The organism is uncultured Chitinophaga sp., assembly GCF_937874145.1.
Taxonomy (GTDB): Bacteria; Bacteroidota; Bacteroidia; order Chitinophagales; family Chitinophagaceae; genus Chitinophaga.
The window spans coordinates 1-11406 of record NZ_CALNBI010000022.1 but is presented as its reverse complement, the minus strand read 5'-3'; the positions used below and the strand labels follow the sequence as shown (position 1 = coordinate 11406).

Here is an 11406-nt window from a genome sequence, read left to right as displayed (position 1 = left end):
CGGGCGTGGCGGCATTGGGAACGAGCAGGGCGTCGACCGCCTGGTTCATGCTCATGCCTGCGAAATGGCTCACGTCTGCCGGCGCTGCGCCGAACATGGCGCGCTTCAGCAGGTGAACAACCTGCGCGGTGCCCCAGGTTCCCGTATAGGGCGATATGCCGGTAAAAGTCCGGGCAGCTTTGACGGGAGCGGCTTTGCGGGAGGAGTTGAGTGTCAGAAACGATCTGCGGTCCATCGGGGATACGGTTAAAAAGCGGTCAAATGTTGCATATGAAACTGCCGGCATAACAACCACAGCAGCCAATGCTGCATCCAAATTAGTAAAAAGTTTAATTCAATTGTATTATTTTATATATCGGGGGGCTTATTTTGCCTGCCCAACCATGAAAAAGCCGCCGAAGTGAGTGACACAACGGCGGCTGATAGTTGATGACAAGCTGGCTATTAAAAAATCATTCCGGCAGGATCAGGCGAGGTTTTCGATAATTCCTGCGATGCCCTGTCCGCCGCCCACGCAGGCGGTTACGATTCCGTATTTCTTTTGAAGGCGCTGCATATCGTTCAGCAGCTGGATGGTGAGCTTGGTGCCGGTGCAGCCGAGCGGATGCCCCAGCGCGATGGCGCCGCCGTTGATATTGACGATCTCGGGATCGAGGCCCAGCTCACGGATCACGGCGAGCGACTGCGAAGCGAAAGCCTCGTTCAGCTCGATCAGGTCGATATCGCCGAGCGATTTACCGGCCTGGCGGAGCACTTTGGGCACCGCGGCTACAGGACCGATGCCCATGATCCGCGGATGCACGCCCGCCGAAGCGCAGGCCACGAGGCGGCCGATGGGCTGAAGGTTCAGTTCTTTCACCATCTTTTCGCCCATCACGATCACGAAAGCCGCGCCGTCGCTAGTTTGGGAGGAATTGCCCGCCGTTACCGAGCCTCCGGCTGCAAACACCGGTTTCAGCCTGCCGAGCGCATCGATGGAAGTATCGCCGCGCGGGCCTTCGTCCGTATCCACCACCCAGGATTTCGACTGCTTCTTGCCCTTTTCGTTCACGAACACATCCTCCACCGTAATAGGCAGGATGCCGGGTTTGAAATAGCCGTTTTTGATGGCGTTGATGGCTTTCAGGTGCGATTGCAGGCTGAACTGGTCCTGGTCTTCGCGGCTGACGTTATATTCTTTGGCCACCGCTTCCGCGGTGAGGCCCATGCTAAGATAATATTCGGGAGTGGTAGTGGCCACGCTGTAGGCGGGAACGGTTTTCCAGCCGGCGGTAGGCACGAGGCTCATGCTTTCGGTGCCCCCGGCGATGATGCAATCCGCCTGGCCGCTGCGGATCTTCGCGGTGGCGATGGCGATGGTTTCGAGGCCGGAAGCACAATAACGGTTGACTGTCATACCCGGCACATCGATCCCCAGGGCGCGCACGCTGATCATCCGGCCGATCTGGAGGCCCTGTTCGGCTTCCGGCACCGCATTACCCACAATCAGATCATCGACCCGGTTGGGATCGAGCTGCGGTACGGCGGCCAGCAAGCCCCTGATCACGTCCACGGCCAGGTCGTCGGGCCGGTAAAACCTGAACCCGCCTTTCTTCGATTTCGTTACCGCCGTTCTGTATCCTGCTACGATATATGCGTCTTGCATGGTTATCTCCTTTTGTTTGGTATTCTCCAAATTTAAGGAATTCCGGCCTTATTTGACCGGTATCTCCAGGTATGTCACGGAAACGCCTGCAAATATGCCGTAACCCTTGCCTACATTGGTAAAAACGCTCGCCGGCTCACCGAGAAAGTTGCCGTTGACGGTCTCCTGTAGCTCCAGCGATTTCAGGTATTGCCAGCTGGCGGACGTAAGGCCGGTCACCTCCAGCAGCAGCACTTCGTCTTTCACCAGCACCTGCCGCGTCTGGAACACCACGAGGATCTCCCGCCCATCGAACCGCTCATCGGGGATGAGGCTGGATTCGTGGTAGGTTTCGGTGATCATGTCGGTAAAACTGTTGTTGTAGGAAGGATCGAAGCGGTATCCCCGGCGCTCTGCGGGCACATAGCGGCCGTCGGCCAGCTTTTTTGCCTTGTACAGACGGATCCGGTAGCGGTCGGGCCCCGGCTTGTCCGACAAATACACCTTCACGCGGTTGCCGCCCTCCTGGGCAAAGGGTTCCCTCAGCAACGGCCGCCGCGGCAGCGTATCTTCCGCCGTAACGGCGGGCAAACCGGCGGCACTTACTTCCAGCTGGTATTTTACGCCCGCCGTCGCCGCCATTTCAGACACATAATACCCTTTCCCGCCGATCTCCCGGAATCGCAGATCCATCGGCACATTACCCGCCATCAACCTGACGGAAGCATTCCTGATCTCCGGAAAAACAGTGGCGCCCGGCGGCTGCGAACGGGTCAGGCGCAGGTACACCACGCTGTCTTCCTGCATCAGGCTGTTCACCACGATGCGGTCGCCTTCGTAGTCCACCTGTATGTCTGCCGGCTTCTCACACGCAGCCATGGCGGCTATAACGAAGAATGGAAATATCTTTTTCATATCAGAATTTTACCGACCACGATACGCTCGGCAGCACCGGCAGGATGCTCAGCATCGTCAGCTGGCGCCGCTGCGTACTTGCGTCGTGTTTATAGTAATACAAAAACGGGTTCTTCCGGTTATAGATGTTGTACAATCCGAACGAGAGCGTGTACCGCGCCACCTTCCGCTGCTTTACGTACGTTGCGCTCAGATCCAGGCGGTGCACGTCCTGCATGCGGGTCGTGTACTGATCCCGGTAAACGTCTACCGGGTCCGTATTGTCGGGCGGCAGCGGCATGTTCGGCGAGGGTTCCGTGATCATCTCGTAGCTCGACCCCGGCAGCGTCAGCGGCAAACCGCTGGCATATTGCCATTGTGCAGACAGCTCCCATCGCCTGCCCAGCTGTTGCGACAGCACCACTTCCAGCTCATGGCGGCGATCGTATTTATAAGGGAAAACGCGGCCCTGGTTGATGTTCGGAAAAGCGCGCCGGCTCCATGCCAGCGTATAGCCGATCCAGCCTTTGAAGCGGTCCTGTTTTTTCTGAATAAGCGCTTCCATGCCGTAGCTCCAGCCGCTGCCTACCACCACCAGGTCTTCCCAGCTTTTGGTGGCCGCACTGAAATCCGCCGTCTGCTCCTGGTACTGGATCACGTTTTCCATCCGCTTGTAATACCCTTCCACCGACATCTCGTACCGGTTGTCGTTCGTGGTTTTGGCCAGCCCCAGCGCCAGTTGCTGCGAATGCATGGGCGGCACTTTGTTCGTAGCGGCCACCCAGAGGTCGGTCGGTAAAAAAGTAGCCGCGTGGTTGGTAAGCAGGTGGATGTATTGCGTCATCACCGTGTACGCCATTTTCAGCGCCCATTTTCGCGGCAGCATGTAGCGGAAGCCGAGGCGCGGCTGGATGGAAGTATACGCCCTTCCGTCGACCAAAAATGCCGACCCGTGCACGCCGAGGTTCAGGTGCATGGAGTCGCGTATCTTCCAGTCGTTTTCGAAATACAATGACAACTCCACGCCGCCATGCGTCTGGTCGTTGTAGGTAGTATCGGTCAGCTGCATATCGTCGGACACGTTGTTGAACGCCGCGATGCCCGGACGGAACACGTGCCAGGTACCCTGCCCGCCGAAGCGGATCACATGTTGCGGGTTGGGCCGGTAATCGAAATCGATCTTGGCGCCGAGGTTGTCGACTTTGGAATAATAGCGCCCGAAAGCGTTGTCGTTTTCCCGGACCTGCGGCGTATCGAGCGCCATGTATTTGTAGCGGTAATCCGTATTGAAGTAAAACTGCGAGTAATTGGCCGTTACGTTGGAAAAGAGGCGGGGATTGAAGATGTGGTTCCAGCGGATGGCGTAGGCCTGGTTGCCCCAGCCCAGCCGGAAGCGCATTTCTTCATGATATTTCTTCGCCGAGCCCTGCATCGAATCGAAGCTTTCGTTGCGGTGCATGGTGAGGTTGTCCTGCCCGCCGTAACCACTGAGATAAATGCGGTCTTTCGGCGAAAAGATATGATTGATCTTGAAATTCGCGTCGTAGAAATAGGCCCAGAATTCACCTTCTTCTCCCAGTTTCAATTCTTTATTGGCGATTTCCTGCATGATGAGGTCTGCGTAAGTGCGGCGGCCGGTGAACATGAACGAGGTTTTCCCCTTAACGAGGGGCCCTTCCGCCGCCACGCGCGATGCGAGCAGCCCGATGGTGTATTCGTAATGATAATTGTACATGTCGCCGTCTTTCATCGAAATATCGACTACCGACGATAAGCGCCCGCCGTAACGCGCCGGGAAAGCGCCTTTATAGAGGTCCACATTTTTAATTACATCCGGGTTGAAGACGGAAAAAATGCCGAACAGGTGGGTGGAATTGTACACCGGCGTGCCGTCGAGCAGGATGAGGTTCTGGTCCGGGCTGCCGCCCCTGACGTGGATACCGCTCGTGCCTTCCATGCCGCCGCTCACGCCCGGCATCGCCTGGATGGATTTGAGAACATCGGATTCTCCCAGGATCCGGGGCATTGTTTTGGTCTGCGCCATGCTGATATTGACCTTGCTCATTTGCGTTTGGTCCTGCAGCCGGGGGAGCGCTTCCGTCACCTCCACTTCTTTCAGGGTATTGGAAGGGCTGAGCTTGAAGTTGAGCTGCCGGTTATCGCGCCCTCCAACAGGCACCTGCATGGCGTTGTATCCGGTGTAGGAAACGAAGAGCGACAGCGTATCGCGCAGGGAAGTGAAGCTGTAGAAACCATATGTGTTGGTGACGGTGCCGGCTTTGAGATGCGGGGCGTAGACGGTGGCGCCGATGAGTTTTTCGCCGGTAGACGCGTCTTCGACGTATCCGCTGATGGTGCGCTGGAAAGAAGATTGCGCTGCCAGTACCAGTTGCCCGCCGATGCGGCGGTATTGGATGCCATTATCGCCGAAGAGCTGGTCGAGCACCTGCCGCAGGGGCATATCCCGGACGCTGAGGGTCACGCGGCGGTTGAGGTTCACGACGTCGCGGCTGTAGCTGAATGGGATGCCGTATGTTTTTTCCAGATGGTCACAATACACGTAAAGGGGCTGATCTTCAAGGGAGACCGAGATCCGGGTGCGCCAGTTCCATGCGAACACCTGCAGGGGGAGCATTGCCAGCAGCAATAATCCCGGCAGGACTTTCTTCATTTTGCAAGCAATTAACTATGACAAATAACGGTTACAAAGGTTGCAGCTTATAACTTCCCGGCGAGGGTGATTCCACGGATGCGGACACCATATATGCCAGGGCGTCGATCACTTCTTCAACCGACTCGCCGGAAAAGTGGACGGTGATCCGTTTTTCCAGCATTGCGGGGTCTGCGACGGTGATGTTGACCTTATATCTCTTTTCCACTGTTTCCACTACCAGGCCGAAGGGAACATCCCTGAACACCATGGGCCTTTCCGGCTGGCCAGAGACTTCGAACCCGCCGTTTGCGCCATTTCTCCGGAGGCTCATGCCTTCCGTCATCACCACGGGTTCGCCGAGGGAGGGGTCCGTCACCTGAATTTTCCCGCTTTCCACCTGGATGAACAGGGTGGTGTCGAACGATACGGTGAACCGGGTGCCCAGGACTTTTATTTCCGTTCCGCCGGCTTCCACGATGAAGGGCTTCCCGGCGGCGGGAGCGATATCAAAATCCGCTTTGCCCGACACGCGGACGCGGCGCTCTTCTTCCCCGAAGTCCTCGTCCACCGTCAGCGTTCCGTTGCCGGCGAGCTGGATGCGGCTGCCGTCGTGCAGGGCGGCGGTTTGGCCGCCGGAGAACGATTGTTCGCCGGAGCCCAGGCGCTTCAGTCCCCAGAAACCCGCCATGAGCAGCACGGCTACAGCTGCCGCGGCCATCCACCAGGTGTTTCTCCGGCGGAGGGGCACTATTTCCGCTTCCGGGGCGGCCGCTGCCGGCCGGGCGGTAACGGTGGCGCGGAGGCGTTCCCAGCTGCTGTCGGTACTGATGCCGAAGTTGGGGGTTGCCGGGGCGGGGGCTTCCATCAGCCGGCGGATAGCGGCAAGCGCGGCCTCGTTGGCCGGCCCTTCCTTCCGCCATGCATCCACCCACGCACGCTCCGGGGCTTCCGCCTCGTTCAGCAGGTACTTGCACAACAGGGAATATAATGCCTCATCGGGCTGCAGATGGCTCATGAACAGTTGTAAAATTAGCTAGACGGATAGATGACGCGCGCCGAAGCGCCCATCCCCCATCCCATATCAAAAAAACAGGTGCAGGTAATCCCGCAGCTCCTCATGGAGGATCTTCAGGGCCTTTCCCATCTGGTTCTCGACGGTTTTAACGGAAATATTCATCACGGCGGCGATCTCGGCGTACTTGAGCTGCTCCTTCCGGCTCAGGACAAACACCTCCCGGCAACGCTCCGGCAGCTTTGCCAGGGCCAGCTCCAGGCGGCCTTCCAGCTCCCGCGCCTGGACGGACAGCTGGACCGAATCCTCCTGCATCTTCCCGAAAGAAGTCTCTTTTTCGGTCCGCACCTGCTGTTTCCGCCACTGGCTGATGGCCATATTGCGGATAGAAGTGAACAGGTACGAGCGTTCGGACCCGGCAATACGGATCTGGTCCCGCTTTTCCCATAGCTGGGAGAAGACGAGCTGCACCACTTCCTCGGCCTCCCAGGGGTCGCCGGTATAATGCACGGCAAAGGCAAGACAGTGGCTGTGATGCTCCCGGAAGAGCCTTTCAAATGCAGCGAGGTCCAACATGATAGTTGCGGCAAAATTAGGCGGCCGGGATACATAAACCAAATAGGCGTTGGTCTGGGCAATTTTATATCTTTGCGCGACATGTACGGTTTTATCAAAAAAATACTATTCGGCTTCCCCCCTGAGCGCATACACTATGGCGTGATGCGCGGGCTGAAAGTCGTGAACGCGCTGCCTTTCGGCAAGAATGTGCTCGATGGCATCTGCCGCCCTAAAAACAGCGGCCTGGAACGCAAGATCTGGGGCCTCACTTTCGCCAATCCCGTAGGCCTCGCCGCCGGATTCGATAAAGACGCCCGGTATATCGACGAGCTCGCCCATCTCGGGTTCGGTTTCGTGGAGATCGGCACCGTAACGCCCCTGCCCCAGCCCGGCAACGACCAGCCCCGCCTGTTCCGCCTCCCGCAGGACGAAGCGCTCATCAACCGAATGGGTTTCAACAACGAAGGCGTGCGCGCCGCGGCCAAAAGGCTGCAGCAACGCAAATCCAATATCATCGTAGGCGGCAACATCGGCAAAAACAAACTGACGCCCAACGAAGAAGCCGTGAGCGATTACGAAAAATGCTTCCACGCGCTGTTCGACGTGGTGGATTATTTCGTGGTGAACGTTAGCTCCCCCAACACACCCGGCCTCCGCGCCCTCCAGGAAAAGGAGCCGCTCAAACAGCTGCTGCACCACCTGCAGATGCTGAACAATCAAAAATCAAAACCCAAGCCCATCCTGCTGAAAATCGCGCCGGATCTCACCAGCGAACAGCTCGACGATATCATCGAGATCGTCCGGGAAACGGAATTGGCGGGATTGGTGGCTACCAATACGACCATCAGCCGCGAAGGATTGCAGACCCCGCAAAGCGAGCTCGACCAGATCGGCATGGGCGGCCTCAGCGGGCGCCCCGTGCGGGAGCGCGCCACGGAAGTCATCCGTTACATCTCGCAAAAGTCCGGCGGCAGCATTCCCATCATCGCCGTGGGCGGCATCTTCACCGCCGCCGACGCACAGGAAAAACTCGACGCCGGCGCCAGCCTCGTACAGGTGTACACCGGCTTCATTTACGAAGGGCCTACCATCGTGAAGAAAATCTGCCAGGGATTATCTATTCAACCATAACCCATGTTAGCACTTCAAGAATTACTAACCGTTGATTCCCTTATCAGTCTCCTCACCCTCACCGTTATGGAAGTGGTGCTGGGGATCGACAACGTGATCTTCGTTTCCATCGTCATGAACCGGCTGCCGGAAGAAAAACGGCTGAAGGCACGGCGCATCTGGATGTTCACCGGCATCGCCGTGCGCATCGTACTGCTGCTTTGCATCGGCTACATCATCCGCGCCACGCAACCGCTGTTCACCGTTTTCGGCAACGCCATCAGCCTGCGAGACCTCATCATGCTGGCCGGCGGCCTTTTCCTGCTCATCAAAACCACGCTGGAAATCCACCACAAACTGGAAGGCGAGGAGGAAGAAACGCATGCCGGCGGCGGCAAAGCCGGCGCAACGCTCGCCAACGTCGTAGGCCAGATCATCCTCATCGATATGGTGTTCTCGTTCGACAGTATCATCACCGCCGTAGGCCTGGCCAAGCACGTGGAGATCATGATCATTGCCGTCATCATCGCCATGTTCATCATGTTCTCGTTCGCACCGCGTATCAGCGCGTTCATCCACAAGCACCCCACGCTGAAAATGCTGGCGCTGTCGTTCCTCATCATGGTGGGCGGCATCCTCATCATCGAAGGCTGGAACCCCGAAGCCGTGCACGACCTTCACCTGAAGAACTATGTGTACTTTGCCATGGCGTTCTCTTTCGCGGTGGAGCTGCTGAACATGCGCGTACGCAAGCAAAAGCCCGCCAAACCCGTGGAGCTGCGCGGCCCGAAAGAAACCGACATCGAAGGGAAGAAATAATATTGCGGTTAAACGCATGAAAGGCTGGCCTGCAGAACGCGGGCCAGCCTTTTTTTTGCGGTGTTGTCTGAAATTTATATCGCTGTGGCAGGACGATGCAGATGCAGAAAAAGATTGACGCCCGCGGGCTCGCAGTGCACTTCCGGTTTCCAGTCTCCGGCACCGGCTTCGCGGGCGAGCACTGCCAGCCGGGTAGGACTGCGGTGATGAAGGAACCATTGCATACCCACTTCCATAAATGCGCGGTTGGGATTCTCGTCCGAGAAATTCCCGATCACCAATGTGCCGCCCGGCGCCACACACAGCAGCAGTTTCCGCAGCACCCGCACAAATACCGCGTCGGAGAAGTAGTCGAACAACCCTGAAGACCAGACCAGGGGATACGCCCCTTCCGCCTTCCAGGTCAGGATATTCTGTTGCGTGAACCGGACGCGCGCATTGCCTTCCAGCAGGGATTGCGCATAGCGGATGGCCTGTCCGTCGTATTCCAGGCAATCGACCGTGACGGGCGCCTGCGGCCATTTCGCGTAGAACTCCAGCACATCACGGGCGGGGCCGCTGGCTACATTCAGCACACGGGCAGGCATCCGCTCCGCCATCAGGTTGATGAAATACGCTTTGCGGTTGCGCACGGCAACGGCGGCAGGCTGGGCTTGTGCAAAAGCATCCCACCGGGCAATGGTATCGCCGTCGCCGATGTAATGCATGTAGAGCCGGTCGATCAGCCCGAAATCACCGGCGTAGCCGTAAGGCTTGGCGCAGCAATAACCGGCGATGGATTGCAGGGAATTGAAAGCGGCATGTTGTTGCCGCAGCAATTCGAATTCCAGTGAAAATGCTTCGGGATCGTGGCGATAAGCACGGTTGAAGTAATCGTTGATCCGGGGATAATCGGACGCTTCGGGGCCGGCCAGGAACACGTCGTTCATGGCGCCGGCAAGTGTACTCGTAAGCATGGGCAAAACTATACCGGGGCGCCCGCGCAGGGAATGGGAAATATTGCTTACCGGGTAGGCATCAATGCCTAGCGGCCCAACAGCCAGCCGTACTATCATCAATTACACGTAACGCAGCGAAGGCTTATGACAGAAAATTTGTTTAAATTACATCCATACCGTTACAGAAATAACCCGATGCAATGTCAGCACCACAAATAATTGACAATGCGCATTCACCAATCCGTGAGCTGATCGCTTACGAAACGCTCTGGGCCAATAAAAGTGCCTCTGTGAAATCAATTGGCGAACTGTTCAGAAAGTCCGGAAAACTGCCGTCGGAAATTGCAGGCAACCGGCATATACCGGAACTTGAAACGTATTTCGCCGATTTGTTTTCCAATCCGCAAGTCGGGTACAACATTGGTTTTATGCATCGCGGTCATGCCATGTACCCCGCCCGGCTTGGTGACACACAGCATCATATCGAAGGCGTTTACTATTCGGGAGACCTCTCGCTGTTGTCAGGTACCGGCATTGCGATTGTAGGCACCAGAAAACCCAGTGCAGACGGGGTGCTGAGAGCAAAAAAGATGGCTAAGCTCCTTGTCGGGGATGGACTTACCATTGTATCCGGTCTTGCTGAAGGAATTGACACAGCTGCTCACCAGGCAGCCATTGAAAACGGAGGACGAACAATTGCCGTGATCGGCACACCACTACATAAATTCTATCCGAAATCAAATTCCGGCCTGCAGCAATTTATCGCTCAGCATCATTTGTTACTCAGCCAGGTTCCGTTTTATCACTATCAGCATATTCCATTTACACAACAAAAATTATTCTTTGCGGAGCGGAATAAAATGATGTCCGCTCTTTCACACGCCACTATTATCATAGAAGCAGGCGCCACCTCCGGCACACTGATTCAAGGCAAAGCAGCACTCGATCAGGGACGAAAATTATTCATCCTGGACAGCTGTTTCGGAAATACATCGGTAGAATGGCCAGTAAGATTCCAGGAAAAAGGCGCTATCAGGGTTAAAACATATGAAGACATCCTAAAAAACCTTTGATATGGAATTGTATCCTATTGACGAAAGCATGCTTCGGGAGCACTCGCACCTCCGAACAACGGACGAGTGCTATTACATGTATGATTATTTTCCGAGGCAACCTTACGACTTTTCTCCCGGCAACAGTTTAATCTGTAACTTGAAAAAGTCAGTCGGCAAGAAAGATGAACCTGTTTACCGGCACAAAATTTCAGCAATCAGTGACGCGATAATGCTGATGAAAAGACACACCTTTCCATACCTGAACTATGCGCATAAATCCCCGTTTACCATCGTCCCGATCCCTCCCAGCAAAACACTCCATCATCCCTTACATGACGACAGGATGTGGCAGATTGCGCAAAACAGCGTGGCAGGCTACGAGCATAATGCAGTGCCATTACTGACGCTGACCCAGGACCGGTCTCCTTCCCACGAAAACGGGCAAAGACCCAAACCCAAAGCATTAAAGCAACTGTTAACACTGGAAACCGGCCTTTTCCCCGAACTTCATCCGACCCTGGTGCTCATCGACGATGCGATCACCAATGGCACACATTTCGTGGCCTGCAAGGATCTCATCCTGGAGGCCTTACCGGAAAAAACGATTATAGGCGTATTCCTTGCACGCACTTTCCGGGACTAATTTTGCATTTATCCGTTATTCGCCGCCGCCAGCAGCGTACAGCCTACCAGCCCGGCGGTTTCCGTGCGCAGGCGGGTGTTGCCCAGCGTAACGGGGTGAT

11 protein-coding genes are annotated in these 11406 nt (G+C 56.3%); 4 read left to right on the top strand and 7 right to left on the bottom strand.

What is annotated here, in order from left to right; genetic code table 11:
- From Q0510_RS00710 to Q0510_RS00685, 6 genes are all read right to left on the bottom strand, one after another.
- A partial coding sequence (locus Q0510_RS00710; protein WP_298707327.1) for a hypothetical protein occupies positions 1 to 235 on the bottom strand: 235 nt, incomplete at its 3' end.
- Positions 236 to 466: 231 nt separating this feature from the next.
- Positions 467 to 1645 (bottom strand): acetyl-CoA C-acyltransferase, encoded by a 1179-nt coding sequence (locus tag Q0510_RS00705; protein WP_298707326.1) that lies wholly within the window; start codon positions 1643 to 1645, stop codon positions 467 to 469.
- Positions 1646 to 1693: 48 nt separating this feature from the next.
- Positions 1694 to 2539, bottom strand: coding sequence for a DUF4249 domain-containing protein (locus Q0510_RS00700; RefSeq protein ID WP_298707325.1), 846 nt, complete (start codon positions 2537 to 2539; stop codon positions 1694 to 1696).
- Position 2540: 1 nt separating this feature from the next.
- Entirely contained in the window at positions 2541 to 5189 is a 2649-nt protein-coding gene (locus Q0510_RS00695; protein ID WP_298707324.1) for a TonB-dependent receptor, read from the bottom strand.
- Positions 5190 to 5220: 31 nt separating this feature from the next.
- Positions 5221 to 6186 carry a FecR family protein gene (locus tag Q0510_RS00690; RefSeq protein ID WP_298707323.1) on the bottom strand — a complete coding sequence of 322 codons (966 nt, stop codon included), beginning with the start codon at positions 6184 to 6186 and terminating at the stop codon, positions 5221 to 5223.
- Positions 6187 to 6252: 66 nt separating this feature from the next.
- Complete coding sequence (locus Q0510_RS00685) at positions 6253 to 6759, bottom strand: RNA polymerase sigma-70 factor (protein ID WP_298707321.1); 507 nt, start codon at positions 6757 to 6759, stop codon at positions 6253 to 6255.
- Positions 6760 to 6840: 81 nt separating this feature from the next.
- Here Q0510_RS00685 and Q0510_RS00680 point away from each other — a divergent pair, with 81 nt between their 5' ends.
- Entirely contained in the window at positions 6841 to 7872 is a 1032-nt protein-coding gene (locus Q0510_RS00680) for a quinone-dependent dihydroorotate dehydrogenase (RefSeq protein WP_298707319.1), read from the top strand.
- Between the two features lie 3 nt (positions 7873 to 7875).
- The gene (locus tag Q0510_RS00675; RefSeq protein WP_298707318.1) at positions 7876 to 8670 is read left to right on the top strand and encodes a TerC family protein; all 795 of its coding nucleotides are present in this window, start codon (positions 7876 to 7878) and stop codon (positions 8668 to 8670) included.
- Between the two features lie 74 nt (positions 8671 to 8744).
- Here the strand turns inward: Q0510_RS00675 and Q0510_RS00670 are convergent, their stop codons facing one another.
- Complete coding sequence (locus tag Q0510_RS00670; protein ID WP_298707316.1) at positions 8745 to 9626, bottom strand: methyltransferase domain-containing protein; 882 nt, start codon at positions 9624 to 9626, stop codon at positions 8745 to 8747.
- A gap of 182 nt (positions 9627 to 9808) precedes the next feature.
- Here Q0510_RS00670 and Q0510_RS00665 point away from each other — a divergent pair, with 182 nt between their 5' ends.
- Complete coding sequence (locus Q0510_RS00665; protein ID WP_298707314.1) at positions 9809 to 10681, top strand: DNA-processing protein DprA; 873 nt, start codon at positions 9809 to 9811, stop codon at positions 10679 to 10681.
- Between the two features lie 139 nt (positions 10682 to 10820).
- A complete protein-coding gene (locus Q0510_RS00660) occupies positions 10821 to 11306 on the top strand; it encodes a hypothetical protein (RefSeq protein ID WP_298707312.1) in 486 nt (161 codons plus the stop codon).
- Positions 11307 to 11406: the final 100 nt, after the last annotated feature.

Bases quoted from the DNA above. Each gene is read 5' to 3' on its own strand.
- Q0510_RS00705 (WP_298707326.1), bottom strand. From the start codon at position 1,645: ATGCAAGACGCATATATCGTAGCAGGATACAGAACGGCGGTAACGAAA.
- Q0510_RS00700 (WP_298707325.1), bottom strand. From the start codon at position 2,539: ATGAAAAAGATATTTCCATTCTTCGTTATAGCCGCCATGGCTGCGTGT.
- Q0510_RS00695 (WP_298707324.1), bottom strand. From the start codon at position 5,189: ATGAAGAAAGTCCTGCCGGGATTATTGCTGCTGGCAATGCTCCCCCTG.
- Q0510_RS00690 (WP_298707323.1), bottom strand. From the start codon at position 6,186: ATGAGCCATCTGCAGCCCGATGAGGCATTATATTCCCTGTTGTGCAAG.
- Q0510_RS00685 (WP_298707321.1), bottom strand. From the start codon at position 6,759: ATGTTGGACCTCGCTGCATTTGAAAGGCTCTTCCGGGAGCATCACAGC.
- Q0510_RS00680 (WP_298707319.1), top strand. From the start codon at position 6,841: ATGTACGGTTTTATCAAAAAAATACTATTCGGCTTCCCCCCTGAGCGC.
- Q0510_RS00675 (WP_298707318.1), top strand. From the start codon at position 7,876: ATGTTAGCACTTCAAGAATTACTAACCGTTGATTCCCTTATCAGTCTC.
- Q0510_RS00670 (WP_298707316.1), bottom strand. From the start codon at position 9,626: ATGCTTACGAGTACACTTGCCGGCGCCATGAACGACGTGTTCCTGGCC.
- Q0510_RS00665 (WP_298707314.1), top strand. From the start codon at position 9,809: ATGTCAGCACCACAAATAATTGACAATGCGCATTCACCAATCCGTGAG.